This is a genomic window from Nocardiopsis sediminis (assembly GCF_042650565.1).
Taxonomy (GTDB): domain Bacteria; phylum Actinomycetota; class Actinomycetes; order Streptosporangiales; family Streptosporangiaceae; genus Nocardiopsis_B; species Nocardiopsis_B sediminis.
Genome location: NZ_JBHSBH010000022.1, coordinates 1 through 25,339 on the forward strand (window position 1 = coordinate 1; position 25,339 = coordinate 25,339).

25 protein-coding genes and 1 tRNA gene are annotated in these 25,339 nt (G+C 71.3%); 13 read left to right on the forward strand and 13 right to left on the reverse strand.

The window, feature by feature from the left end:
- On the forward strand, window positions 1–489 hold a 489-nt coding region (locus tag ACFOVU_RS28430), incomplete at its 5' end, for an HNH endonuclease (RefSeq protein WP_378538538.1).
- Between the two features lie 729 nt (window positions 490–1,218).
- On the opposite strand, the gene ACFOVU_RS28435 is transcribed toward ACFOVU_RS28430, so the two are convergent.
- Entirely contained in the window at window positions 1,219–2,004 is a 786-nt protein-coding gene (locus tag ACFOVU_RS28435; protein ID WP_378538539.1) for a hypothetical protein, read from the reverse strand.
- A 271-nt stretch (window positions 2,005–2,275) separates the two neighbouring features.
- Here ACFOVU_RS28435 and ACFOVU_RS28440 point away from each other — a divergent pair, with 271 nt between their 5' ends.
- Window positions 2,276–2,914 carry a DUF1707 and DUF4870 domain-containing protein gene (locus tag ACFOVU_RS28440; protein ID WP_378538541.1) on the forward strand — a complete coding sequence of 213 codons (639 nt, stop codon included), beginning with the start codon at window positions 2,276–2,278 and terminating at the stop codon, window positions 2,912–2,914.
- 232 nt (window positions 2,915–3,146) lie between these two features.
- On the opposite strand, the gene ACFOVU_RS28445 is transcribed toward ACFOVU_RS28440, so the two are convergent.
- Window positions 3,147–3,749: a hypothetical protein gene (locus tag ACFOVU_RS28445; protein ID WP_378538542.1), complete on the reverse strand. Its 603-nt coding sequence runs from the start codon at window positions 3,747–3,749 to the stop codon at window positions 3,147–3,149.
- A gap of 265 nt (window positions 3,750–4,014) precedes the next feature.
- Between ACFOVU_RS28445 and ACFOVU_RS28450 the strand changes: the two genes are divergently transcribed.
- Window positions 4,015–4,542: a peptidylprolyl isomerase gene (locus tag ACFOVU_RS28450; protein WP_378538544.1), complete on the forward strand. Its 528-nt coding sequence runs from the start codon at window positions 4,015–4,017 to the stop codon at window positions 4,540–4,542.
- A 9-nt stretch (window positions 4,543–4,551) separates the two neighbouring features.
- Window positions 4,552–5,430, forward strand: a complete 879-nt coding sequence (locus tag ACFOVU_RS28455; RefSeq protein WP_378538545.1) for a rhomboid family intramembrane serine protease — start codon at window positions 4,552–4,554, stop codon at window positions 5,428–5,430.
- 175 nt (window positions 5,431–5,605) lie between these two features.
- On the opposite strand, the gene ACFOVU_RS28460 is transcribed toward ACFOVU_RS28455, so the two are convergent.
- The 8 genes from ACFOVU_RS28460 to ACFOVU_RS28495 form a co-directional block, all read right to left on the reverse strand.
- The gene (locus tag ACFOVU_RS28460) at window positions 5,606–5,860 is read right to left on the reverse strand and encodes a cell division protein CrgA (RefSeq protein WP_378538547.1); all 255 of its coding nucleotides are present in this window, start codon (window positions 5,858–5,860) and stop codon (window positions 5,606–5,608) included.
- Window positions 5,861–6,013: 153 nt separating this feature from the next.
- On the reverse strand, window positions 6,014–7,822 hold the full coding sequence (pknB, locus tag ACFOVU_RS28465; protein ID WP_378538548.1) for a Stk1 family PASTA domain-containing Ser/Thr kinase: 1,809 nt from the start codon (window positions 7,820–7,822) through the stop codon (window positions 6,014–6,016).
- Window positions 7,823–7,872: 50 nt separating this feature from the next.
- Complete coding sequence (locus ACFOVU_RS28470; protein WP_378538550.1) at window positions 7,873–9,375, reverse strand: serine/threonine-protein kinase; 1,503 nt, start codon at window positions 9,373–9,375, stop codon at window positions 7,873–7,875.
- Complete coding sequence (locus ACFOVU_RS28475; RefSeq protein ID WP_378538551.1) at window positions 9,372–10,811, reverse strand: peptidoglycan D,D-transpeptidase FtsI family protein; 1,440 nt, start codon at window positions 10,809–10,811, stop codon at window positions 9,372–9,374. Before ACFOVU_RS28475 ends, ACFOVU_RS28470 begins: the two co-directional genes overlap by 4 nt.
- Window positions 10,808–12,241, reverse strand: a complete 1,434-nt coding sequence (locus tag ACFOVU_RS28480) for an FtsW/RodA/SpoVE family cell cycle protein (RefSeq protein ID WP_378538553.1) — start codon at window positions 12,239–12,241, stop codon at window positions 10,808–10,810. Before ACFOVU_RS28480 ends, ACFOVU_RS28475 begins: the two co-directional genes overlap by 4 nt.
- Window positions 12,242–13,669, reverse strand: a complete 1,428-nt coding sequence (locus tag ACFOVU_RS28485; protein WP_378538555.1) for a Stp1/IreP family PP2C-type Ser/Thr phosphatase — start codon at window positions 13,667–13,669, stop codon at window positions 12,242–12,244.
- A complete protein-coding gene (locus tag ACFOVU_RS28490; protein ID WP_378538556.1) occupies window positions 13,666–14,145 on the reverse strand; it encodes an FHA domain-containing protein FhaB/FipA in 480 nt (159 codons plus the stop codon). Before ACFOVU_RS28490 ends, ACFOVU_RS28485 begins: the two co-directional genes overlap by 4 nt.
- A 257-nt stretch (window positions 14,146–14,402) precedes the next feature.
- Entirely contained in the window at window positions 14,403–15,161 is a 759-nt protein-coding gene (locus tag ACFOVU_RS28495) for an FhaA domain-containing protein (protein WP_449289747.1), read from the reverse strand.
- Window positions 15,162–15,365: 204 nt separating this feature from the next.
- Between ACFOVU_RS28495 and ACFOVU_RS28500 the strand changes: the two genes are divergently transcribed.
- A tRNA-Leu gene (locus ACFOVU_RS28500) sits at window positions 15,366–15,448 on the forward strand.
- Window positions 15,449–15,531: 83 nt separating this feature from the next.
- Here ACFOVU_RS28500 and ACFOVU_RS28505 read toward each other — a convergent pair.
- Entirely contained in the window at window positions 15,532–16,023 is a 492-nt protein-coding gene (locus ACFOVU_RS28505; protein WP_378538557.1) for an SSI family serine proteinase inhibitor, read from the reverse strand.
- Between the two features lie 117 nt (window positions 16,024–16,140).
- On the opposite strand from ACFOVU_RS28505, the gene ACFOVU_RS28510 reads away from it, so the two are divergent.
- The 8 genes from ACFOVU_RS28510 to serS all read left to right on the forward strand — a co-directional run bounded on the left by ACFOVU_RS28510 (window position 16,141) and on the right by serS (window position 23,474).
- The gene (locus ACFOVU_RS28510) at window positions 16,141–16,473 is read left to right on the forward strand and encodes a rhodanese-like domain-containing protein (RefSeq protein WP_378538558.1); all 333 of its coding nucleotides are present in this window, start codon (window positions 16,141–16,143) and stop codon (window positions 16,471–16,473) included.
- Window positions 16,474–16,556: 83 nt separating this feature from the next.
- Window positions 16,557–18,473, forward strand: coding sequence for a PAS domain S-box protein (locus ACFOVU_RS28515; protein WP_378538559.1), 1,917 nt, complete (start codon window positions 16,557–16,559; stop codon window positions 18,471–18,473).
- A 133-nt stretch (window positions 18,474–18,606) separates the two neighbouring features.
- Complete coding sequence (locus tag ACFOVU_RS28520; RefSeq protein ID WP_378538560.1) at window positions 18,607–19,137, forward strand: ATP-binding protein; 531 nt, start codon at window positions 18,607–18,609, stop codon at window positions 19,135–19,137.
- Between the two features lie 138 nt (window positions 19,138–19,275).
- The gene (locus tag ACFOVU_RS28525; RefSeq protein WP_378538561.1) at window positions 19,276–19,632 is read left to right on the forward strand and encodes an STAS domain-containing protein; all 357 of its coding nucleotides are present in this window, start codon (window positions 19,276–19,278) and stop codon (window positions 19,630–19,632) included.
- Window positions 19,632–20,471, forward strand: a complete 840-nt coding sequence (locus ACFOVU_RS28530) for a glycosyltransferase family 2 protein (protein ID WP_378538562.1) — start codon at window positions 19,632–19,634, stop codon at window positions 20,469–20,471. The genes ACFOVU_RS28525 and ACFOVU_RS28530 overlap by 1 nt, the downstream gene beginning before the upstream one ends.
- Before the next feature lie 39 nt (window positions 20,472–20,510).
- A complete protein-coding gene (locus tag ACFOVU_RS28535) occupies window positions 20,511–21,029 on the forward strand; it encodes a DUF4446 family protein (protein WP_378538563.1) in 519 nt (172 codons plus the stop codon).
- Between the two features lie 164 nt (window positions 21,030–21,193).
- Window positions 21,194–22,141: a prephenate dehydratase gene (pheA, locus tag ACFOVU_RS28540; protein ID WP_378538564.1), complete on the forward strand. Its 948-nt coding sequence runs from the start codon at window positions 21,194–21,196 to the stop codon at window positions 22,139–22,141.
- Between the two features lie 67 nt (window positions 22,142–22,208).
- Window positions 22,209–23,474: a serine--tRNA ligase gene (gene serS, locus ACFOVU_RS28545; RefSeq protein WP_378538565.1), complete on the forward strand. Its 1,266-nt coding sequence runs from the start codon at window positions 22,209–22,211 to the stop codon at window positions 23,472–23,474.
- Window positions 23,475–23,552: 78 nt separating this feature from the next.
- Here the strand turns inward: serS and ACFOVU_RS28550 are convergent, their stop codons facing one another.
- Together ACFOVU_RS28550 and ACFOVU_RS28555 are read right to left on the reverse strand one after the other, a co-directional pair.
- Window positions 23,553–24,089, reverse strand: a complete 537-nt coding sequence (locus ACFOVU_RS28550) for a bacterial proteasome activator family protein (protein ID WP_378538566.1) — start codon at window positions 24,087–24,089, stop codon at window positions 23,553–23,555.
- Between the two features lie 38 nt (window positions 24,090–24,127).
- Window positions 24,128–25,111, reverse strand: coding sequence for an NAD(P)H-quinone oxidoreductase (locus ACFOVU_RS28555; protein WP_378538567.1), 984 nt, complete (start codon window positions 25,109–25,111; stop codon window positions 24,128–24,130).
- Between the last annotated feature and the right edge of the window lie 228 nt (window positions 25,112–25,339).

The window sequence follows — 25,339 nt, forward strand, 5'->3', positions numbered from 1 at the left end:
CACGTGATCATCCCGCTGTCGGCGCTGCCGAAGGAGATGGGCGGGAGCGAGTCGAGGGCGCTGGGGGAGATCCCGGGGCACGGGCCGATCCTGGCAGAGGCCGCCCGGGACCTGGCCAAGGGAGCGACCTCGAAGGCCACCCGCTGGTGCTACACGGTGGTCGATGAGGACGGAAACCCGGTGGCCGATGGGACCACGGCCTACCGGCCGCCACCGCTACTGAGGTCGCATATCGATTCGCGGGACCGGACCTGCCGGTTCCCCCACTGCAACCGCCCCGCGGTCGAGTGCGATGCCGACCACACCATGCCCCACCACCTGGGCGGGTCTACCAGCGCGGGCAACTTGGCCGCGTTGTGCAGGCGGCACCACCGGTTGAAGCAAACCCCTGGGTGGAACCTGTCCCAGCCGTCCCCGGGAACCCTGGTCTGGCGCACCCCCCACAACCGCACCCACACCACCACCCGCGACCCCTACCCCAGCCAATGACCACCGCCAGCCGGGAAGGGGGGACCGGGGGGGAGAGGACCGGGAAGGGACCAGGGAGGCCGGGGAAAGGGGAGGAACCTTTGAGGGGCCCGAACCCCCCGAGAACCCGCAGGACCGAAGGACCAGAGGACCCGGAAGGCCCCGAACCCCGGGAGGCCCCCGAACCCCGGGGGAACCCGGGCACCGTAGGAAGCCGGGAGCACCGGGACCGGGACGACGACGGACCCGCCGCCCGATGGGAGAGATCCGGGACGCTCCAGGGGCGGGAGAGGCCGCCCAGAGCCCGGCGCCCCGCGGCACCTGGCAGGACTCCCCCGAGCCCCGGACCCCGGCACCAGGCCCCACCACCGCAAACCCGGCACCCGACCACGAACCCCTCCCCACCGCCGGCCGTCGCTGCCTGCCTGAACCCCCCACCCCCGCACGACGGAGGATCTGCACCCGACCCCAACCCCTCACCGCCGTCGCTGCCCGCCGTAACCCCAGCCCCCGGCCCACCCGGACCATCACCGCCGTCCCGGGCCCTACCCGCCGTCGCTGCCCGCTTGAACCGCAACCCTGCGACCACCCGAGACATTCGCGCCTCGCCCAAGTCCCCGCTGCCATCGCTGCCCGTCTGAAGAGCAACCCACCGCCACCCCCCACCGACCTGCCGACCTCCCGGCCCCTCACCGCCCCTCCCCGTCCTCGCCCCCGTCCGACTCCCATGAGGTCCCGGGTGGCCTCCCGCTAGCCAGCGAGGTCGGACAGGAACGCCGGTAGCCCGAAGAGAAGGAGGCCGAACCCGAACACGATGAACGCCCAGCCGATCGTGAGCGATTTCCGGTTCTGCCCGCGGATCTCCGTCGCGCCGGTGTCGGCTCCCATGGAGATGGACAGCAGCGGCTCATCGTCCGCGGACCGCCGGGCGCGGATCACCGGTTCGTTCGTGGTGGGGTCGAAGGTCAGCCAGCCCACGACGGTGGCCTCGGCATCCTCCGGAACCCGCCACTCGGTGAAGTCGACCTTGCGGATGTCCAAGCCCGAGAGTTCCTCGCGCACGGCAGGGAAGCGCGCCTTCACCAGGTCGGTCATGGGGGTCTTGCGGTCGACGAACGCCTGGGGGTGCTGTTCCTCGGCGTATCCGGTGATGGTGTCCCCGTGCGCCATCTCCGGATCGGGCTCGACGCGGATGCGGCGGTCGCCCTCGACGAGGTCGAAGGGGCGCTGGGACGTCTCGGTCCGCGCCAGGAAGATGCCGCTGCGTGAATACCGGCTGCGGGGGTGGATCCGCACCCGCCACCACACCGACTTCTCCTCGCTCAGCGGTGCCTCGCCGGTCCCCTCGCCATCGGCCGGGACCACGCGGCCGCGCACCGCACACCTCCGGGTCACGGGGTACGCCTCGGCGAGGCCGAGGGTCTCGGCGACGCCGCGGACCTTCGTTCCCTCGGCCGCGCTCGCCACGGACCCCACCTGCCGTGCGCGGGCAAGGATCAGGATCCCGAGGACCCCGATGATCACCAGCATGATCATGACCGGCACCGTTTCCCACGCCCCCGGGCACCCCTCATGCCCGGCTCCGGCGGTTGGGACGCGGCCCGCGTCGCGGCCGGTTCCCGGGGCGCTTCAGGGCGGCCGGATCCGGACACCGTCCCGCGTTGATGTCGCATACGGTGGGAAACCCCGGGGTCGCCTCAGGGGCTTCCCCGATGGAAGGGACGGTCCGGGCGGACGCATGATGGTGGTGGCGGAGCACGTCCATCGCATGTCGTCGCCGGCGACGTGACAGTGGCGAGGAGTGAGCGTGGCTGTGCATGAACCGATGACACCCCCGGGCCCCGAGCGCCGCTGGGGTGCTGTGCCCGGCCCGAGCGGATCCGCCTCGCCCAACCCCCAGCTGCGGCTCACCCACGCCGACCGCGACGCCGTCGCCGAGCGGCTGCGCGAGGCCTACGCCGCCGGGCAGCTCGACGACGACGAACTGGAGGAGCGCCTCGGCCTGGCGCTGCGCGCCAAGGTGGGCTCCGAGCTCACCCCGCTGCTGAGCGACCTCCAGCCCGAGCCCGCCGCACAGTCGGCGTCCCTGGTGGACGGAGCGGCGCCGGCCGCTGACGGCCCGCTCAGCGGGGCCGACCGCCTCATGGCGTTCGCCGGTCACGCATCGGGCTACTTCTCTTTCGTGGGCCCGCTGGTCATGCTGCTCGCCAGCCGGGACAGCTCCCCGTTCGTGCGCCGGCACGCGATGGAGGCGCTCAACTACCAGATCACGTTCGCCGTGGCGTCCATCGTCATGCTGGGGCTGGCCTGGCTGATCATCCCCCTGGTCGCCTGGGTGCTGATGCTCCTCGGCTGGTGCTTCATGCCGATCGTCGCGGGGCTCGTGGCCCTGCTCGGCGGGGGATGGCGCTACCCCTTCACCTGGCGGCCGGTGAAGGGGCGCTAGGCGCGCGCCGTGTTCCCCGCCGTCGTCCGGAGGGGGAGAGCCGCCCGCGAGTCCGGCCGGGCCGGCCGTGGCCCGCGCCCGGGGGTGCGCCGCGAGGGCGCCGGCCCCTCGGGCTTACTCGGCCGGGATCTCCTTGGCCGGGACTTACCCGAGCGGGGCCCACTCGAGCGGGGCCTACCCGAGCGGGGCCTACCCGTCCGGACTTACCCGACAGGGCTTACCCGACCGGAATCTACTTGGCGGCGCTGCCGTTGAGATCGGCCGCGGACCCCTTCGCCCCCGCGGCGGCGGTCTCCTTCGGCCCCTCCGCGTCGGGCTCGGCCTTGGCGTCGGCGGACCGGCCGGCCTTCGCCCTGGCGCCCCTGGCCTTGGCGGCGAGGTTCTCGCGGGTCTCGCGGACCTGCTCGCGGGCCTGGTCGAGGTTCTCCTGCCATTCCGCGTCCTGCGATGCCTGGCGGAGCTTGAGCGCGCCGTAGAGGGCGACGGCGCCGAGGGTGGCGACACCCGTCAGGACGACGGCACGGGGGACACGGCGGCGGCCGTGCCGCGCCGCGATCAGCCCGCGGCGGGCCCGGCTGGGCTCCACCTTGTGGGCGGCGATGGTCAAGAGATCGGCAACGCGGGGCGCGACGGTGTCCTCGACCCGGTTGGCGGCCTGCTCCAGGCGGGGAGCGGTCCAGCCGCGCGCCTGCTGGAGGCGGAGCGCCGCGGTCTCCCGGGCCTGGTCGGCGAAGGGACCGAGCCGCTCGGTCTGCTCTCGTGCGAGCTCCTGGAGCCGGGCGAAAGCGGCCTCGGCCTCGAAGTCGCCCTTGCGGCGCTTCAGTGTCTTGGGCACGGTGACCTCCTTTACTGTCGGCGTTGGCCAACCCCTGCCCCTATTCCGGTGCACCTATGCGTGCGGGCCGGGTCGCGCGGCTCACAAACCGTGCGTAACCAGTGCGTTATCTCAACATACGTCCTCTTGGCCCCGTCCCGGGCGGTTCGACACACCACGCAGGCGTCCCGCCCGTACCACCGCCAACTGGTAGGAACGCGGCCCTGCGCGAACAGAGCCGGGTAACGTGGAGCCCGGTAGACAAGCTCAACGGAAAGGCACCCAGGTGTCCGACGTCAACGGTCAGCCCCGAGCCCGGCTGAACACCTCTAAGGGAACGATCGTCGTCAAGCTGTTCGAGGCGCAGGCGCCGGAGACGGTGGCCAACTTCATCGGCCTGGCCGAGGGCACGAAGCAGTGGATCAACCCCACCACCGGCCAGCCCAGCAACGCCAAGCTCTACGACGGCACGATCTTCCACCGCGTCATCCCGCAGTTCATGATCCAGGGCGGTGACCCGCTGGGCAACGGCCGCGGCGGCCCCGGGTACAAGTTCAAGGACGAGGTCGCCAACGGCCTGTCCTTCGACCGTCCCTACCTGCTGGCCATGGCCAACGCCGGTCCCAACACCAACGGGTCGCAGTTCTTCATCACCGTTGACAAGCCGAACTGGCTCAACGGCAAGCACACGATCTTCGGCGAGGTCGTCGAGGGCGCGGGCGTCGTGGACGCCATCGCCGGGGTGAAGACCAACCCGCAGGACCGCCCGGAGGAGGACGTCGTCATCGAGTCCGTCGTGATCGAGCGGGCCTAGGACTTCGCCATGAGCGCCTCCCCCTCCCAGCCGGACTCCGGTGCCAAGGCGGTGCCGACCTGTTTCCGGCACCCGGACCGCGAGACCTACGTCCGCTGCAACCGGTGTGAGCGGCCCATCTGCCCCGACTGCATGCGCGACGCCCCTGTGGGGCACCAGTGCGTCCAGTGCGTCTCCGAGGGCCGGAAGAGTGTGCGCCGGCCGCGCACCGTGTTCGGCGGGAGGGTGGCGCAGCGCCCCTATGTGACGTGGGTGCTGCTGGGGATCATCGTCTTCGGCTTCCTCGGGCAGTCGGTCGTTCCCGATCTCACCTTGCAGTTCCAGATGTGGGGCGTGGGGGTGGTCAACGGCCAGTGGTACCGGCTGCTCACGGCGGCGTTCCTGCACAGCGGGGTCATGCACCTGCTGTTCAACGGGTTCGCGCTGTGGGTGGTGGGCCGGCAGCTGGAGGAGTGGCTCGGGCACGCCCGGTATCTCGCCCTGTGGGTCCTCAGCGCGCTCGGCGGCTCGGTGCTCAGCCTGCTGGTGACCCCGTTCCAGCCGTCGGTGGGTGCCTCGGGGGCGATCTTCGGCCTGTTCGCCGCCGTCTTCGTCGTCGGCCGGCGGCTGCGCACGGATACGCGTTACATCATGGGCCTGCTCGTGGTGAACCTGCTGATCACGTTCGTGGTCCCGCAGATCTCCTGGACCGCGCACGTCGGCGGGCTGCTCACCGGCTTCGCGCTGACCGCGGTCTACGCCTACCTGCCGCGCGGCGGCGGTCACGGCGCCGATCCGGTGGCGCAGCGGACCCGCACCCTGGTGCACGCGGCGGCCACGGCCGGCGTCGCCGTGCTGCTCGTGGCGGCGGCCGTGGGGGCGGCCGCCTACCTGCTGGCCGGCGGCTGAGGGGCAGACGTCGAGAGGCCGGGGATCGCTGGATCCCCGGCCTCTTTCGCTGTGCACGTGTTCTTGTGGGCGCGTCGAACACAGCTACCCACAGACTGTGGATAACTCTGTGGACAGTGTGTTGCCCGGTTGTGGATAACCGGTCAGAAGACCCTTCTGACCAGGGAAAATACCGTCAGTGCCAGCGTGTGGACAAGATGACGCAGATGATGATCCCGCCGAACCCGATGGCCAGGTTCCAGTTCCCCAGGTCCTGCATGTAGGGGATGAGCGAGCCTGCGATGTAGTACACCGCGATCCACAAGATGCCGAGGAGGCCGAACGCGATCATCGTCGGCGCCAGCCAGCGCGGGCTGACCTTCGGCTTCGCCGCCGACGGCGGAGGCGTGTAGACGGCCTTCTTCTTGCGATCGTTGCGGGATTTGGGCACGGTCGCTGCTCCAAAACGAATCGGCCGGAACTGAGGCGTACTGTGGCGTGACGAGTGCACCAGTCTACGCCTCAACGAGGGTCCGCGGGACCCGGCCCACCGGAGCGCGGCCGCGGATCCGCGCTCCGGTATCGGGCATCGTGCGGGGTGCGCCTACGGCTCCCGCGTCATGGCGGGGGGCGGCTGCTCCTCACCGCCTTCTTCCCCGCCCCCGCCGCCGTCCGGCGGGAAGGGGAACTCGGTCGGGAATCCCGGAGGCGGCTCGGAGCTGGGCCCCGGGGTGGGTTCGCCGGGGCGCGGTACGGCGACGACGGCGGTGATCGTGGTGCCGGGGTCGACGCGGGAGTTGGCACCCTGGTCCTGGCGGATGATCCGGCCGGGCTCCTCGTCGCTCTCCTCCTGCTCGAACTGGACGTTCAGCCCGGCCTCGTTCACCGCGTCGGTGGCCTCCTGCTCGGTCAGCCCGACCAGGTCGGGCACGGTGACCTGGGCGGAGCCGGAGGAGACCACGAGGTTGATCGCGGTGCCGGGATCGGCGGAGGTCCCGCCCGCCGGGTCGGTGCGGATGATCTGGCCCGCCTCGTAGGAGTCGGACTCCTCCTCGGTGCGGTCGCCGATCTCGAAGCCGGCGTTGGTGAGGGTCTGCGTGGCCTCGTCGACGTTGGACCCGATGACGTCGGGGACCTCCTGCGCCTCCGGCCCCTGGGAGATCAGCAGCGTGATCTCGGAGTCGGCGGTCGTGGTCTGCCCCCCTGCGGGGTCGGTCCCGATGGCATCGCCCTCGGGGACCTCCGGATCGGGCCGCTCGTCGGTGGAGAAGTTGGTGAACCCGGCGTCGGACAGCTCGGTCTCGGCCTGGTCCTGCGACATCCCGGCGACGTCGGGGATCTCCACGACCTCCGCGGTCGGGCGCGTGAGTATGAACACCAGGAACCCGGCCGCCGCCAGGACGGCCACGGCCAGCAGGATCCACAGGACGGCCTTCGACCCGCCCCTGCGGCGGTCGTCATAGCGGTCGTAGTCGTCGTAATCGTCATAGCCGCCCCGGCCGCCGTCCTGGACCGGCGGCAGCGCGGTGGTGGCGCCCGCCGAGGCCATGGCCATGGTCCCGGCCTGGGTGGGCATGCCCTGGAGTCCGCGCAGGAGGTCCTGCCGCATCTCCTCTGAGCTCTGGTACCGGTCCTCGCGGTCCTTGGTCATCGCCCGCAGGACGACCCCCTCGAGCCATTCGGGGATGTCGGGGTCGATTTCCGTGGGCGGGACCGGGTCCTCGCGCACGTGCTGGTAGGCGATGGACACCGGGGAGTCGCCGGTGAACGGCGGGCGGCCGGTGAGCAGCTCGTAGAGCACGCAGCCGGTGGAGTAGATGTCGCTGCGGGCGTCGACCCGCTCGCCCCGGGCCTGCTCCGGCGACAGGTACTGCGCCGTGCCGATGACCTGCGAGGTCTGGGTCATCGTGACCTGGTTGTCGTTCATCGCCCGCGCGATGCCGAAGTCCATGACCTTGACCTCGGCCTGGCGGGTCAGCATCACGTTCGCCGGCTTGATGTCGCGGTGCACGATGCCGTTGGTGTGGCTGTACTCCAGGGCGCGCAGGATCCCCTCGGTGATCTCGGCGCAGCGCTCCGGCAGCAGCCGCCGGTCGTCGTCGAGCAGCTCCTTCAGCGTGCGGCCGTCGACGAACTCCATGATGATGAACGGGATGGAGATGCCGTCGACGGTGTCCTCGCCGGTGTCGTACACCGCGATGATCGAGGGGTGGTTCAGCGACGCGGCGGACTGCGCTTCGCGCCGGAATCTGGCCTGGAAGACGTGGTCGCGCGCCATGTCGTGACGGAGCGTCTTAACGGCCACCAACCGGTCGAGGCGGATATCGCGAGCGCGGTACACCTCGGCCATGCCGCCACGCCCGATGACGCCTTCGAGCTCGTAGCGGCCGCCGAGTAGCCGTGGCTGAGACATGTCGTGAACTGTTCCTCGTGTTGGCGAGTGGTGGATGTACTGCCCCGCGCCTATTCGACCTCCGGCTCTCCTTCACCGGGGTTGCCGGTGCCGCCGCCGGGATCGGGTTCACCGGTCTCGCCGCCGTCGTCGGGCGGTGGGACGTCGTCGTCCTCGTCGGGCACGCTGGGGTCGGTGCCCCCCGATCCGTCGCCGGGAGCAGGGATGGAGGGCTGCGGCGTTGGCGAGCCGGAGGTGTCGGGGATCTCGGGCTCGATCGGCTCAAAGGGCGGCGGGGCGCCGCCGGTGTCGGGTTCCTGGTCCTGGGGTGCGCTGGGCTCGGTGTTGGCATCGCTGGACGGCGTCACGCTGGGAGCATCGATGGGCTGCCGGTTTCCGCCGACGTTGCCACCCTGCTGCGGGTCGCCGCCCCACAGCCGGCCCGCCCAGGCGACCCCCAGGACGAGCACGACCGCGGCCGCGACCGCCGCCAGCACCACCGGAAGGCTCGGCCGCCGCTGCGATGATTCCCGGCTCAGCCTATCGGAGCCCCTGCCGTTCTCCGGGGACCACGTGGAGCTTCCGGCGGTTCGTCCCCCGCCGGGGGCGGGAAAGCCTTCGGGTGTGGTGGGCGGCCCGGAGGCCGCGCCCGCGACCTGGGTCTGGTCGAGGTCGGCGAGGTCCATGGCGGTGGTCGTCCCGCCCACGGCCGGGCCGATCCCGCTGCGCAGCTGCTGCACGGTGCGCGCGACCTCGCCGGCCGACCCGGGGCGGTCGCCGGGCGACTTCTCCAGGAGGGCTTCGACGAACTCGGCGATGTGCGGGGGGATGGTGCCGGGCAGCGGCGGCGGGGGCTCGCGGGTGTGCGCCAGTGCCAGCGCCAGCGGGGTGTCGGCGGTGAAGGGCGGCCGGCCGGCCAGGCACTCGTAGGCGACCACGCCCAGGGCGTAGATGTCGGACGCGAAGGTCGCCGGCCGCCCGGACGCCTGCTCGGGCGAGATGTACTGGGCGGTGCCCATGACCATGCCGGTCTGGGTGAGGGTGACGGACTCGTTGCCCCGCGCGATCCCGAAGTCGGTCAGCTTGACCGTGCCGTCCTCGGTGACCAGCAGGTTGCCCGGCTTGATGTCGCGGTGCACGACCCCGCGGGCGTGGGCGGCGGCCAGCGCCGCGGCGGCCTGGCCGACGACCTCCAGGGTCACGCCCAGTTCGAGGCCTTCGTTGCGGCGGAGGATCGACGACAGCGCCTCGCCGGTGACCAGCTCCATGACGATGAAGGCGCGGTCGCCCTGCTCACCGTAGTCGTAGACCTGCGCGATCCCGGGGTGGGAGAGGCCGGCGGTGATGCGGCCCTCGGTGCGGAACCGCTCCCGCGATGTGTGCTCGGCCATCTGCGCCGGATGCAGCAGCTTGACGGCCACGGGCCGGTTGAGCAGGGAGTCGGTGGCGCGCCACACGGTGCCCATGCCGCCCGATCCGACCTGCTCCTGGAGCTCGTAGCGGCCGCTCAGGACTTCTCCGGCGAGGTCTCCGGGCCCGGCTGGGCCCTGGGCGCCTTCGTCGTTGTCGCTCACTCGTTGATCACGGCTTCCATCATCCGCGTTGCGATGGGCGCAGCCAGGGTACCGCCACTGCCGCCGCCGTTCTCGATGACGACCGCGACGGCGATCTGGGGGTCGTCGGCGGGTGCGAAGGAGATGAACCAGTTGTGGGTGGGGCCGGAGTCGGTCTCCGCAGTACCGGTCTTGCCGGCGACCTGGATGCCGTCGATGCGGGCGCTGTCCCCCGACGCGTCGGCGCCCTCGGTGACCCGGATCATCATCTCGGTCAGGTCATCGGCGACCGACGAGCTGACCGCGGTGGACAGGACCTCGGGGCTGGCCGACTCGATCTCGGAGAGGTCCGAGGCGAGGACGGATTCGACGAGGTAGGGGGTCATGACGTCGCCGCCGTTGGCGATGCCCCCGGCGACCATGGCCATCTGCAACGGGGTGGCCTCGACGTTGGACTGCCCGATGCCCGCGCGCCCCAGGATGTTGCGGTCGGTCTCGACGGGGGCCAGGCTCTCGGTGACCGGCAGCGGGGTGGCGGGGATCTCGGTGTTGAACCCGAACCCCTCGGCCTGGTCGCTCAGCGCCTGGCCGCCCACCTCGATCGCCCAGTTGGCCATCGAGGTGTTGCAGGACTGCTCGATGGAGTGGGCGAGGGAGTCGGGGGCGCCGCCGTTGCAGGGGCCGCCCCAGGCGTTGGGCAGCGGGGCGCCGAGGTCCAGCGTGGCCGGGGCGTCGATGGTGGAATCGGGGGTCGCGCCCCCCTCCAGCGCGGCCGCGGCGGTGATCACCTTGAAGGTGGAGCCCGGGGGGTAGCGCTCGTTGAGGCCCCGGTTGAGCAGCGGCTGCTGCTCGTCGGTCTCCAGGTCGGTCCAGGCCTCGCCCGCAGCGGTGGTGTCGGTGACGCTCGCGACCGAGTTGGGGTCGAAAGTGGGGTTGGAGTAGGAGGCGAGGATCGCGCCGGTGGAGGGGTCGAGGGCGACCGCGGCCCCGTTCTTGCCGAGCTCGTTGAACCCGTCCATCGCCGCCTGCTGGGCATCGGGGTCGATGGTCAGCTGGACGCTGGCGCCCTGCTGCTCCTCGCCGGTGAGGGTGTCGAGGAAGTTGCCGACGGCCAGGCGCTCGTCGCTGCCGTTGAGCAGGTTGTTCTCGCTCTGCTCGATCCCGGTGGAGCTGCCGGCCCGGAAGGCCCCGGTGACCGGGGCGTAGAGCTCCCCGGCCTCGTACTGGCGCTGGTACTGGTCGCTGTCGCCGCCCACGGGCTCGGACCAGGCGATCTCCTCACTGCCCACGAGGATCGCGCCGCGCGCCTGGTTCAGGCTGTCGACGAACTGCCGCCGGTTGTAGTCGTGCTCGCGCAGCGAATCGGCCTGGAACGCCTGGATCCACGTGACGTTGAGCAGGAGCACGCCGAACAGAGCCAGCGCGAAGACCGAGAGCCGGCGGATGGGTTTGTTCATCGTGAGATCACCTGGGTTGCGCCTTCGTCCTGGATGGCCTGCGGCGCGGGCTTGCGTGCGTTGTTGCTCATCCGCATCAGCAGGGCGAGCATGATCCAGCTCGACAAGAGGGCCGAGCCGCCCTTCGCGACGAAGGGGATGGTGGCGCCGGTCATCGGGATGACCCGGGTGACGCCGCCGATGACGACGAAGGTCTGGAACGCCAGCAGGAAGGAGATCCCCGAGGCGAACATCTTGATGAAGAGCTCCTTGGAGGCGAGCGCGATGCGCATGCCGCGCTCGACGAGCAGCGCCAGCGCCATCAGCATCACCATGATGCCGGTCAGGCCCAGCTCTTCACCGAACGCCGAGAAGATGAAGTCGTTCTGCACCTCGGGCACGTAGGCGGGCTTGCCGCCGCCCATGCCCGCGCCGGTCATCCCGCCCTGGGCCATGGCGAACAGGCCCTGCACGAGCTGCTGGCTGTTGCCGAGGGTCTGGCAGAACGCCTCGGGGTCGTTGAGGAACTCGTCGGTGCAGTACACGTCCGGGCGGAAGGCGTCGAGCCAGGTGACCATGCGGACGCGGAAGTGCGGCACGAAGGGGTACAGCACGGCGCAGGCGCCGAAGAACGCGGTGAGCCCGATGAGGATCCAGGACGAGCGCTGGGTGGCGACGTAGATCATCGCGAGGAACGTGCCGAACAGCAGCAGCGAGGTGCCCAGGTCGTTCATCAGGATGACGAGCACGATGATGCAGAAGCCCCACATGACCGCCATCGGCGCCATGTCGCGGGCGCGCGGCAGGTCCAGGACCTTGAACCCGCCGACCTTGATCTGCTTGCTCGCCAGCGAGAGCACGTCGCGCTTGGTGACCATGTACCCGGCCAGGAAGATGACCAGGGCGATCTTGGCGAACTCCGAGGGCTGGAGCGTGGTGACGCCCAGGTTGACCCACTGGCGGGCGCCGTTGACGGTCATGCCCAGGCCGGGGATCAGCGGCATCAGCAGGAGCACGACCGCGCCCACGGCCATGATGTAGGGGTAGCGCTGGAGGGTGCGCGGTTCCTTGAGGAAGAAGACGAGGGCGGCGAAGACCGCCATGCTCGCGGCGGTCAGGATGAGCTGGCTCATCGCGCTGCCGCCCTCGGTGTCGCCGGTGGCCTCGTACAGGCGCCACAGCATCGCGATGCCGAGCCCGTTGAGCAGTGTGGCGACCGGCAGCAGCAGCGGGTCCGACCAGGGGGCGAAGAAGCGGATGAAGAAGTGGGCGAGGAGGGCGAGGCCGCCGAAGAGGACGGCGTAGACGAAGAGGCTGGGCGGCATCTCGCCGTTGCGGGTGAGTCCGGCCTCGATCATCGCGAACAGCGTGATGCCCACTGCGAACAGCGTCATCACGAGTTCGGCGTTGCGCCGCTTGACCGGTGGCAGCGCTGTGGGGGCCTCGCTCATCTACTCCCCTCCATTGGTCTCTGGGGCGGCTGCGGGGGTGCCGGCGCCGTTCTGCTGGTTGGCGGGCTCTTGGCGGGTGCTGCCGGCGGGGGACTCCTGGCCGGAACCGCCCGCGGGGGTGTCCCCGCCGGAGCCGCCCGGCATGCCGCACGAGTCGGGGTCGGCGGCGCAGGTGTCGGCTTGGCCGCGGAGGTCGGCCACGCGCTCCTCGGCTTCGTCGAGGCCGCCGAGCGGGATGGTGGCCGTCACGGCGGTGCGCGCGGTTTCGGGCAGGCCGTCCATGGGGATGCGGGTGTCCTCGACCTGGGTGGCGAGGCTGTATCCGGCGACGTCGGTGTTGATGCCCTGGTAGACGGCGACGCTCTCGCCGTTCTCCGAGGGGCCGATGAAGTACTGGGAGCTCAGGTACCGCGAGCCGAAGTAGTAGCCGACACCGGCGACGACCGCGACGATGACCAGGAAGGTCACGACCATCGGCCACCAGCGCCGGGTGCGGGCCTCGGGCTCGTCGTCGGGGTCGGGGTCGGGGTCGGGGCCGCGGGTGAACGCGGGGATCCGGTCCATCTCGGCGGTGTCGCCGCCCCCGGGACGGTTGAGCCCCTGAGCGCGCCCCGCCGGGGTGTCGGGGGTCATCAGGGGCTCGCGGCGCTGGTCGGCGGCGCCGACCACAGTGGGCTCTTGGGTCGGCCCCTGTGGGTCGGTGGCGGTCTCGATGACATCGGCCACGACCGCGGTGATGTTGTCGGGGCCGCCGCCCCGGTTGGCGAGGTCGATCAGCCGCCGGGCGACCGCGTCGACGCTGCGCTCGGTCTCGAGCGTCTCGCGGATGGTCTCCTTGCTCACCACGCCGGACAGGCCGTCGGAGCACAGGAGGTAGCGGTCGCCGACCTTGGCCTCGCTGATGGAGATGTCGGGGTCGACCTGGCTGCGGCCGTCGAGCGCGCGCAGCAGCAGGGACCGCTGCGGGTGGGTGGCGACCTCCTCCTCGGTGATCTTGCCCTCGTCGACGAGGGTCTGCACCAGGGTGTGGTCGTGGGTGATCTGGCCGAACTCCTCGCCCCGCAGCAGGTAGGCGCGGGAGTCGCCGATGTGGATCATGGCGACCCGCGCCCCCGACCACAGCATGGCGGTCAGGGTGGTGCCCATGTTCTCCAGGCGGGGCTCCTCGCGGACCCGCTGGGAGAGGGTGCCGTTGGCCTGTTCCACGGCCTGCTGGAGGGAGCCGGCCATCTGCTCGGCGCTGGGAACGTCCTCGTCGAGGGGCATGAGGGTCGAGATCGCGATGGCGCTGGCGATCTCGCCGCCGGCATGCCCGCCCATCCCGTCGGCGACCGCGAGGAGGTACGGGCCGGCGTAGGCGGAGTCTTCGTTGCCTTCGCGGAGGCAGCCTACGTCGGAGTACGCGGCGTATCGGAGAGCGATTGTCATTTGCGCAGTTCCAGGACGGTTTTGCCGATGCGGACGGGCTGCCCCACCGTGATGGGCTGGGGTCGGGTCAGCCGCTGCTGACCGAGGTAGGTGCCGTTGGTCGAGCCGAGGTCCTCCACGACCCACTGGCCGCCGTCGGAGAAGATGCGGGCGTGGCGGCCGGAGGCGTAGTCGTCGTTGATCACCAGCGTGGCGTCCTTGGCACGGCCGATGACGATGGGCTGGGAGGAGAGGTTGAGGGTGGTCCCGGTGAGGGGGCCCTGGGTCACGACGAGGGAGCGGGGCTCGTTGCGGCGGCCGCGGGGGGCCTTGGGGGCCTCGGGGGCACGGCGGGGCTCAGCGCGCTTCTTCCGTTTGGACTTGGAGGACACGGGACCGAGCAGGTCGGTGCGGATCACTCCGACCGCCATGATCACGAACAGCCACAGCACCCCGAGGAACGTGATCTTGATCAGCATGAGGGTCAAGTCGGACATTGAACTGCTCTTCAGCCCCTGTCGTGTTCCGGCGGGGTGGCGATCATCGGCGCCGCCACCGCGTCTTCTCGGCGTCGAACCTTAGGAGATCGTGGCGGAAAAGCCCAGCGAACTCAATGGAGGGGGGTCATTGTGCTCGGTCGGAGGGGGCTTCGCCACCGGAGCCCTGGGTAGGGTCCGGACTTCCCGTGAGACGCAACGGGAACGGATTTGGTTGCGGGCCGGACGGGGCCGTTTCGGGCCGTGTCCGGCCCGGCTCAGTCGCGGCGGAAGGTCATGGTCGTGCGGCCGAGGCTCATGCGGGTGCCGTCGACGAGGCGGGCCCGCTTGACCTGCTGTCCGTTGACGAAGGTGCCGTTGGTCGACCCCAGGTCGATCAGGGTGGCCTCTTCGTCCTCCACGCGGATCTCGGCGTGGTGCCGGGAGACGCCGTTGTCCACCAGCCGGAGGTCGCAGTCGGTGCCCCGCCCCAGCAGAGTCACCGGCGTGTTCAATTCAAAGGACTGCTGCTGGCCCTGGCCGGCGATGCTGCCCTCGACGGCTGCGCCGCCGGGGGAGATCAGCAGCCGGGGGCGGCCGGGGGAGAGCGACTCCCGCGGCTGGTCGCTGACCGGCTGACGGATCTCGCCGCTCTCGACGGTGGTGCCGCGGATGACCCCCGAGCGGATCCGGAACCGCCCGGTCTGGAGGTCGTCCTGGGCCTTGAAGTGGACACGGACCGGACCGACGAAGGAGTACCCCTGCTCCGTAGCGTAGTCGCGCGCCAGTTTGGCGAGCTCCTGCCCGATGCTGTCGGCCAGGACGTCCAGCCGCTCCTTGTCGTCACTGGAAAGCTCGACGACGAAGTCGTTGGGCACCAGGGTCCGCCCCTGGGCGACGATGGCCGCTCGCTCGTCCATCTCTCGCTGTACCGCGCTGGCGATCTCGACGGGCTGTAGCTCCGACTTGAAGGCCCGCGCGAAGGTGCCTTCGATCATGCCTTCAAGCCTGCGCTCGAAGCGTTGGAGCACTCCCACGAGGTACCTCCCTTACTTCACTCCCGATGTACTGACGATCGTAACCGGGTAATCGTGTCCTTGGTTTCACGAGCTGCGTCCGGCCAGGAGGAAAAGGGTGCGCGACCGGTGTTGTGACCGTGCTAGCCTTACTTCCGTCGCCAGGCGAACGACCGGATATCCGGACCATCTGACCTGGCAGGCACATCCAGATATATGTCACTCGGGCGGGTGGCGGAACGGTAGACGCGCACGGTTCAGGTCCGTGTGTCCGAAAGGATGTGAGGGTTCAAATCCCTCCTCGCCCACACACAGGGGTCCTGGCTCCTTGAGGTTACCTCAAGGAGCCAGGACCTTCGTCGTTGAGGGGGCCGGGGCCGGAACCCAGGGGCTACGGGGTCAGGACCGCCCCCATGTCCTCATAGCGGGCGATCTCGCAGCCGCCGCTCTTGCTGAACTCGGTGTCGATCTCGGTGTCGCCGACGTGGCCGGAGACGGTCGCGACCTCAGGGCCGCCGAAGATGTGGGTGCACATCTGGTCGGCGGAGACCTCCGCGAACGGCTCGGCTCCCGCCTCCTCCAGGTCGGCGCAGGCGGTCTCGGGGTCGGGGTGGTCGCCGCCGGCGGGTGAGCAGGTCAGCGTCCACTCTTCTGCGGCGCCGTCGGACGGGGAGCTCGACGGGGCATCGGAGGGGGCGTCGGAAGCGGCGCCGTCCTCCTCGGTGGAGACGGTGATGGTCAGTTCGGTTTCGGGGGCAGGGGCCGGTTCGTCCTCTGGTGTCGATACCGCGGTGCCTCCGCCGCCACACCCTGCGGCCAGGAACCCCAGGGCCGCGAGCGAGGCGAGTCGGACCAGCGCGGTCGATCGGTCGTCCTTGCGCATACCCTGTTCGACGCGGGGGAGACCGCCGCGGTTCCATCCCGGCTCCACCCCGTTATTTCTTGGGTACGCAAAGCCATGTAGGTGCGCAAAGCCGGAAGTACCACCGAGGGAGTGTGGATGTACGGAGACAATGTGCCGGTCGTGGAGGTCAGCACGGTTCCGGCCGACGGCTTCCTGCTCGACGTGCGGGAGGCCGACGAGTGGCAGGCCGGGCACGCTCCGCACGCCGTGCACATCCCGCTGGGCCAGCTGGCGCAGCGCGCCGCTGAGGTGCCGCGCGACCGCCAGGTCTACGTCGTCTGCCGCGTGGGCGGGCGCTCCGCGCAGGCCGTGGCGGCGCTCAACGACGCCGGATGGCGGGCGGCCAACGTCGCCGGCGGCATGCAGGCGTGGGCGCTTTCGGGCGGCGAGATGACGAGCGAGAACGGTGCTCCGCCGCAGGTCGTGTGAGACCGGCGCGGGTGCCCGCTCGCGCACCCCGCTTTTCCGCAAAGGCCGGCCGCGGAGCCGCCCGCGGGTGGCACTATGACGACGTGGCCCCCGACCGTGCACCCCTCAGCGCCGACGCCGTCCTCGCGTTCTCGGCCGACGCCATCGTGGCCATGGACGCCGAGCTGCGCGTCGTGCAGTGGAACCCGGCGGCCGAGCGGATGTTCGGCTGGACCGCCGCGGAAGTGGTGGGTGCGGCCACGCCGATCGTCCCCGACGAGCTGACCGCCGAGCACCATGCGGTCCTGGAGCGCGTGCGGGCCGGCGGGCCGCTGTCCATCGTCACCCGCAGGCTGCGCCGCGACGGCTCGCTCGTCGACGTCCGGGTCGACACCAGCTGCCTGCCCGACCGCGACGGCGCGGTGGCCGGATGGGTGGCGGTCTACCACGCCTACGAGGACGCGGGGTCGGTCCGGTCGCACATGACGGAGCGGGCGCGGCTCGTGCGGCGGCTCACCGACGTCGTCGCCGACATCAACGCCGACCTCGACCTGGGCGCGGTCCTGGACCGGATCGCCCACAGCCTGACCGAGCTGACCGGTGCCGACGCCGGCGGGTTCGTCCTCATCGAGGACGACCGCCTGCGCCTGGTCAGCCTCACCCGGCTCTCGGACCACCTGCGCGGGTTCAGCGCCCCGCTGGACTCCAGCCTCTTCGGCGAGCTGCTGCGCAGCGGCAAGACCGTGCTGCTGGCCACCGACGACACCCGCAGCCTCGACGATCTGATCTGGGCGGACCTGGAGGGGCTGCACACCATCGCGCTGGGCGTCTCCAATGTGCAGGGCCGCCCCTACGGGGCGCTCTACGCCCTCTACAGCAGACGCAGGGTGGGCCATGTCGAGCTGGAACTGCTGGAGCTGCTCGCCGCGCACGCGGGGGTGGCCATCGGCAACTCCATGGCCTACCAGGAGATCGTCCGCCAGCGCGCGCACGAGCACGCCGTCGTCGACTCCAGCGCCGACGGCATCGCGGTGCTGGGGCGCAACGGCCGGGTGCGCAAGTGGAACCGGTCGGCCGCCGAGCTGACCGGGTACTCCATCTCCGAGGTCGTCGGGCGCCCGCCGCCCTTCCCGCTGCCCGCGCGCCAGGGCGAGAACGTCCGCCACCGGCTCGAAGGCGGCCGGTGGCTGGAGATCCTCATCACCGACATCCCCGAGACCGGGGAGCGGGTCGTCGACTTCCGCGACATCAGCGAGGCCAAGGCGCTGGAGGAGGCGAAGGACCTCTTCCTGGCCACGGCGGGGCACGAGCTGCGCACGCCCATCACGGTCGTCCAGGGGTTCGCCACGACGCTGGTGCAGCGCTGGGACCAGCTCGACGAGGGTGCGCGCAAGGCGGCGATCGCGACCATCGCCGAGCGCTCGGCGACGCTTGCGCATCTGGTGGAAAACCTTTTGCTCGGCTCCGACGCGGTCGGCGCGGAGTTCACGACCGGCAACCGGCCCTTCGACCTCGCGCGCCTCCTGCACGACACCGCGACCGTGTTCCGGCCGTTCTCCCCCCGGCATACGCTGGTACTGGAGGTGGCCGACGCGCTGCCTCCGGTCATCGGCGACCCGGTGGCGACCGACGTCGTCATCGGCCAGCTGCTGGAGAACGCGTTCAAGTACTCGCCCGAGGGCGGGCACATCGTGGTGCGCGCGGCCGTCGCCACCGACCTGGTCGTGGTCACGGTCGAGGACGAGGGGATCGGGATCCCGGCCGGTGACGAGGAGCGGATCTTCGGCCGGTTCGTGCAGGGGGAGGCCGGCGACCGCCGCAGGTTCGGCGGGATCGGCCTGGGGCTCTACATCGTGCGGCGCCTGGCGCGCGCACAGGGCGGCGAGGTGACGGCGCACCCCCGCGACCGGTGTGGGACGCGAATGAGATTCACGTTACACAGGGCGGACGTCTCCGGAGCGGATTCTGCTGGTGCGCGGCCGGATCCGGACTCCGCGACACCGGACAATGAGGCTGATTAGGCACAACGCCGTAGTTCGCGGGTCATGGGGTGTTTCCAGCCGGACCGAACGGGGCATTTCGGCCGTGGCGGTGTCGAGGGCGGTACCGCCGGACGACACCGCGCCGAGGCGCAGAGGAAGGAGGAGATCGGACGTGCCGAGGGCCGTACTGCTGCCGCACGCGCCGTCGAGCGTGACCAGCGCGCGCCGGCATCTCTGTACCGACCTGCGCGCCTGCAATCTCGATGCGACCAAGGTCAACGACGCCGCACTGGTCCTGAGCGAGTTGCTGAGCAACGCCCTCCGCCATGCCGCTCCCCTGCCCGAACCGTTCCCGCCCGGCTCGGTGCAGGTCTCCTGGGAGGTCGGCCGCGACGCCGGCGGCACCGGGAGCGGATGGCTGGAGATATCGGTGCGCGACGGCGGCGCCGAGACCCTGCCGCGCATCGCCCGGCCGTCGCTGTCCGCTCTGGGCGGCCGCGGGCTGGGCATCGTCCAGCACATCGCCGCGAAGTGGGGGACCGAGGTCGACGACCGGGTCACCACCGTATGGGCGGTGCTGGAGGTCGTCCTCGAGAAGGAGGAACCCGGGGACGAGGGGTTCCCAGGTTCGGCGCTTTCCGGCCGTCTGGGGGTTGTGGGTACCGCTCGGCGGTGTGAGGTTCCCAGGTTCGGCGCTTTCTAGCCGTCTGGGGGCTGTGGGTACCGCTCGGCGGTGCGAGTTCCCAGGTTCGGCGCTTTCTAATCTTCGGATCGCGGTCGATATGGCGAAACACCGCTGACGAAGTGGCCAGCCGACCCCGCGACCGCTACAGTCACGACTGTGGAGCTGAAGATCTCAAGTCGATCTCATGCCGATTGCGCGGTGGTCACCGTACGCGGTGAGATCGACCTCTATACCGCACCGCAGCTACAGAGCGGGCTCGTCAACGCGGTCGACGACGGCGCACGCCGTCTCGTCGTCGACATGTCGCGGGTGGAATTCTGCGATTCCACCGGCATGAGCGTGCTGCTGTCGGCCATGAAGCGCGTGCGGGCCGAGGGCGGCGACCTCGAACTGGTCGCACCCAAGCCCGCGGTACTGAAGATCCTGGAAGTCACCGGGCTCAACGCCGTCTTCACCATCCGCGACTCGACCGACGACCTTCCCATGGCGGCCGGCTCGAACGCGTCCGGCTGATGGCCGACGGCGCCGCCCCGCGCGTCGCGGTCGTCATCGCGGCAAAGGACGAGCAGGACCGCGTCTCGGCGACCGTCGCCGCGGCGCGGGGGCTGCCCAGCGTCGACCTCGTCCTCGTCGTCGACGACGGCTCCGCCGACCGCACCGCCGACGCCGCCGCCGCGGCCGGCGCGCGCGTCCTGCGCCACGCCCGCAACCGCGGCAAGGGCGCCGCGATGGAGACCGGCGCCGAAGGCGTCCGGCTCATCGAGGAGCACGAGGCCGCCGCGACCCCCGGGGCCGCGGTGCCCCACCGCCACCTGCTGTTCCTGGACGCCGACCTCGGTGTGTCGGCATCGGGGGCGGCCCCGCTGATCGACCCGGTGTGCTCCGGCGACGCCGACATGTCCATCGCCCTCTTCCCGGCCACCCGCATGCGCCTGGGCGGCCACGGCTTCGTCGTGCGGCTCGCGCGTGACGGCATTCGGCGCACCACCGGGTGGGAGCCCGAGCAGCCGCTCAACGGCCAGCGCTGCATCACCCGCGCGGCCTTCGAGACCGCGCGCCCGCTCGCCCCCGGCTTCGGGGTCGAGACCGGCCTGACCATCGACGTCCTGCATCGCGGCTTCCGGGTGGTCGAGGTCGAGGTGCCGCTGGAGCACCGCGCCACCGGCACCGACCTGCGCGCCCAGCTGCACCGGGCGCGCCAGTTCACCGACGTCGGCCGCGCCCTTGCCGCCCGCGAGCTGCGCCCGGCCCTGGCCCGGCGGCTGCGCGGCCTCCGGGACAATGCGCGTGTCACGGCAAGGTCGGTATCCCGGAAAATCGTGCAAAGCAGGCCCAAGAAACACGTGGAGTAGTTCTACGGAAACACCGGGTAGCGATTAGTCTCGCTTCTTGTGTTGACTATCTTTCTGGCCGTGCTCGGCGTGCTGACCGGTGTGAGCGGGGTGGCCCTCGGCGGGTACGCGCTGCTGCGGACCCGGCAGGCGATCGAGGACTGCCGCGAACTCATCCAGCGCATGCTCCCCGACACCAGCGGGTTCGACGTGCGGGCCATCCGTGACGTGGCGGTGGTCCGCTACGACGCCCTGGAGGAGATGGGCGGGGCCCGGTCGTTCTCCCTCGCCATGCTCAACTCCGCCGGCGACGGTGTCGTGGTCACCTCCATCAACGGGCGGTCCGAATCACGCACCTACGCCAAGATCATCGAGGCCGGGCGCGCCTACGAGGCGCTCTCCCCCGAGGAGTACCGCGCCATGCGCGCGGCCCGGCTCGGCCAGGGCCCCGGCGACACCGGGGCGGCGCGCGCCGCCCACTCCGGCGCCCCCGACCCCGAGAGCGGCGAGCCGCCGGTGCGCCCCGTGGGCGGGGAGCCCCCCGAGCCGCGCCGGGGCGAGGTCACGGAGACGGCGTGAGCCGGGAGCGGCGCGCGGTGCGGCACTGGCGCGGGGTGGCCCCCGCCCGGGTGATCAGCGGATAACCTGCTGGATATGCCGAACCGCTATGCGTGCCTCCCGGGGCTTCGCGGCGCGGCGCGTGGGTGGCCCCCGCCCGGGTGATCTGCGGATAGCCTCTGCATATGCCGAACCGTTACGCCTATCTCGGCCCTGAGGGGACCTTCACCGAAGCGGCCCTGCGCGCTCTGGAGCCCGGAGCCCCGGCCGCGTCGTTCGTCCCCTGCACCGGTGTCGACGCGGTGTTCGCCGCCGTGCGCTCGGGCGAGGTCGAGGGCGGCGTGGTGCCGCTGGAGAACTCCGTCGAGGGCGGGGTGCCCGCCACCATCGCCGAGCTGATCAGCGGCGAGCCGCTGCTCATCGACGCCGAGGTCGCGGTCCCCGTGCAGTTCACGCTGTTCGCCCGCGAGGGCACCGGGCTCGCCGACGTCAAGCGGGTCGCCACCCACCCCCACGCCCTGGCGCAGTGCCGCGGCTGGGTGGCCCGCCACCTGGGCGACGCCGAGACGTTCACCGTGTCCTCCACGGCCGCCGCCGCCCAGGCGGTCGCCGAGCCGGGGGCGCCCTACGACGCCGCGATCGCCGCGCCCATCGCGGGCGAGCGCTACGGGCTCACCGCGCTGGTCGAGGGCATCGGCGACCGCCCCGACGCGGCCACGCGCTTCATCCGCATGGTGCGCCCCGGCCCGTTGCCCGCCCCCACCGGCGCCGACCGGACGTCCCTGGTGGCGTTCCTCAGCGACGACCACCCCGGCGCGCTGGTGGAGCTGCTCAACCAGTTCGCCGTGCGCGGCGTCAACCTGGTCCGGCTGGAGTCCCGGCCCACCGGCGACGGCCTGGGCCGCTACTGCTTCTGCCTGGACGCGGTGGGCCACGTCGCCGACGCCCGCCTGGGCGAGGCGCTGATGGGGCTGCGGCGCATCTGCAAGGACGTGCGGTTCCTCGGCAGTTATCCGCGGGCGGGCTCCGACACCGAGTTCACCCCGTTCATGCCGTCCCACGGCACCACCAACGCCGACTTCCACGAGGCCGCGCTGTGGCTCGAGCGCATCCGCCGGGGCGAGATCGCCTGAGGGCCGAGCGGCGGGACCGGGGCGAAACCGATGTGTGGTGGCAGCCCGGGCCCGGTAACCTGCTCACGTGATCGACCTCCGAGCTCTCCGAGACGACCCCGACCGACTCCGCGCCTCGCAGCGGGCCCGCGGCGAAGACGACTCCGTCGCCGACCGCCTGCTCGACCTCGACTCCCGCCGCCGCTCCGCCCTGTCGCGCTTCGAGTCCCTGCGCGCCGAGCAGAAGAGCGTCGGCAAGTCCGTCTCCGCGGCGTCGCCCGGGGAGCGTGAGGAGCTGCTCACCACGGCCAAGAGCCTGGCCGCGGAGGTCAAGGAGGCCGAGGCCGAGGCCGACCGGCTGGGGGCCGAACTCGACTCCGCGCTGTCCGGCGTGGCCAACCTGGTCGAGGAGGGCGCACCCGAGGGCGGCGTCGACGACTTCACCGTCCTCGACAGCGTCGGCACCCCCCGGGAGTTCGACTTCACCCCGCGCGACCACCTGGAGCTGGGCGAGATGCTCGGCGCCATCGACACCGACCGCGGCGCCAAGGTCTCCGGCGCCCGCTTCTACTTCCTCACCGGTGTCGGTGCCATGCTCGAACTCGGGCTGCTCAACATGGCCATGCAGCAGGCCGCCGCCAACGGGTTCACCCCGATGATCCCGCCGGTCCTGGTCAAGCCCGAGACCATGGAGGGCACCGGGTTCCTCGGCGCGCACGCCGACGAGGTGTACCGGCTGCCGGCCGACGACCTCTACCTGGTGGGCACCTCCGAGGTCCCGCTCGCCGGCTACCACGCGGGCGAGATCCTGCCGGCCGCAGCGCTGCCCAGCCGCTATGCGGGCTGGTCCACCTGCTTCCGCCGCGAGGCCGGGTCCTACGGCAAGGACACCCGCGGGATCATCCGCGTGCACCAGTTCAACAAGGTCGAGATGTTCGTGTACACCCGGCCCGAGGACGCGCACGAGGAGCACCTGCGGCTGCTGGCCTGGGAGCGCGAGATGCTCGACCGGCTGGAGCTCCCCTACCGGGTGATCGACGTCGCCGGGGGCGACCTCGGCGCGAGCGCCGCGCGCAAGTACGACTGCGAGGCGTGGGTGCCCACCCAGGGCCGCTACCGCGAGCTGACCTCCACCTCCAACTGCACCGACTTCCAGGCGCGGCGGCTCAACATCCGCTACCGCGGCGACGACGGCAAGCCGCGCTTCGCGGCCACCCTCAATGGCACGCTGGCCACCACCCGCTGGATCGTCGCCCTGCTGGAGAACCACCAGCAGGCCGACGGCTCGGTCGTGGTGCCCGAGGCGCTGCGGCCCTTCGTGGGGCGCGACGTCCTGGAGCCGGTGAACGCCTAGGCCGGGGGACCGGACACGAGGCCGGGGCGGAACGATCGCGTTCCGCCCCGGCTCTTTTCGTGACCTTCCCGGCCGGACCTACAGGTAGGGGCCCGATCCGGAGCGCTCCTGGTCCTGGTCGCCGCCGTTGCCCAGCCCGGGCGGCAGCGCCTTGCGCATGTTCTCCAGCTGCGCGCGCGCCGCCATCTGCTGGGCGAACAGGGTGGTCTGGATGCCGTGGAACAGCCCCTCCAGCCAGCCCACCAGCTGCGCCTGTGCGATCCGCAGCTCGGCGTCGCTGGGGGTGCCGCCCTCGGCGAAGGGCAGGGTCAGCCGCTCCAGCTCCTCCGTCAGCTCCGGGGCCAGGCCGTCCTCCAGCTCCTTGATGGAGTTGGTGTGGATCTCCTTGAGCCGGGCGCGGCTGGCCTCGTCGAGGGGGGCGGCCTTCACCTCCTCCAGCAGCTGGCGGATCATGCTGCCGATGCGCATGACCTTGGCGGGCTGCTCCACCATCTCGCTGAGGGGGCGCTCGGCGTTCTCCTCGTCGCCCTCCTCGCCCTGCCCTGCGCCCACGGAGCCGCCGGGGCCCACGATCAGGACGTGCGGCTGCTCTTCTTCGTTCGGTCCGTTGCTCATCAAACCCTCACCTTGAGGCGTTGCGTATCCCGGCGTTGTCAGACGGAGAGCACGATCTTGCCGACGTGCGTGCTCGACTCCATGATGCGGTGTGCGTCGGCCGCCTGCGGCAAAGAGATCGTCTGATCCACGATAGGCCGGATCACCCCCTCGTCCACGAGTGGCCACACGTGCTCGGCCACACCGGCGACGATCGCCGCCTTCTCGTCGAGTGGGCGCGAGCGCAGCGTCGTGGCGTGCACGGACAGCCGCTTCACGAGCATCCGGCCGAGGTCCAGCTCGGCCTTGCGCCCGCCCATCAGGCCGATGATCGTCAGCCGCCCGCCGACGGCCAGCGAGCGCACGTTGCGGTCCAGGTGCGAGCCGCCCATGATGTCGAGGATCACGTCGGCGCCCGCGCCGCCGGTCTCCTCCTTCACGCGGGTGACGAAGTCCTCCTGCCGGTAGTCGATCCCGGCGTCGGCGCCCAGCTCCCGGCAGCGCTCCAGCTTCTCGGGGCTCCCGGCCGTGACGATCACCCGGTTGCCGCGCGCGTGCGCGAGCTGGATGGCGAAGGTGCCGATCCCGCTGCCGCCGCCGTGCACGAGCAGGGTCTCACCGGAGCCGAGCCGGCCCACCATGAACACGTTGGACCACACGGTGGCGGCGGCCTCGGGCAGGGCGGCGGCCTCGACGAGCGACACGCCCGAGGGGACGCGCAGGAGCTGGCCGACGGGGACCGCCACGCGCTCGGCGTAGCCGCCGCCGCTCAGCAGGCCGCAGACCTCGTCGCCGACCGCCCAGCCGGCGCCCTCGGCGCCGGGGCCCAGGGCGGCGATGCGGCCGGAGCACTCCAGCCCGGGATACTCCGATGCGCCGGGCGGCGGCGGGTAGTTCCCCTCGCGCTGAGCGATGTCCGCCCTGTTGACGGCGGTCGCGGCCACATCGACGAGGACCTCGCCGGGGCCGGGGACCGGGTCGGGGACCTCGCTCCAGGACAGGACGTCGGCGGTGCCGGGTTCGCTGATCACAATGGCGTGCATGGTGCGAACGGTACCCCGGGGACCGCACGCCGCTTCGCCGCCGGGGGTGGTGCGCCGCGCCGCTTGGGGAGGAATCGAGTCCGCTGTAGAACCCCGCCGGTCGGTGGTGCGCTGCACCGCTTGGAAGAGGAATCGAGTCCGCTGTAGAACCCCGCCGGTCGGTGGTGCGCTGCACCGCTTGGAAGAGGAATCGAGTCCGCTGTAGAACCCCGCCGGTCGGTGGTGCCC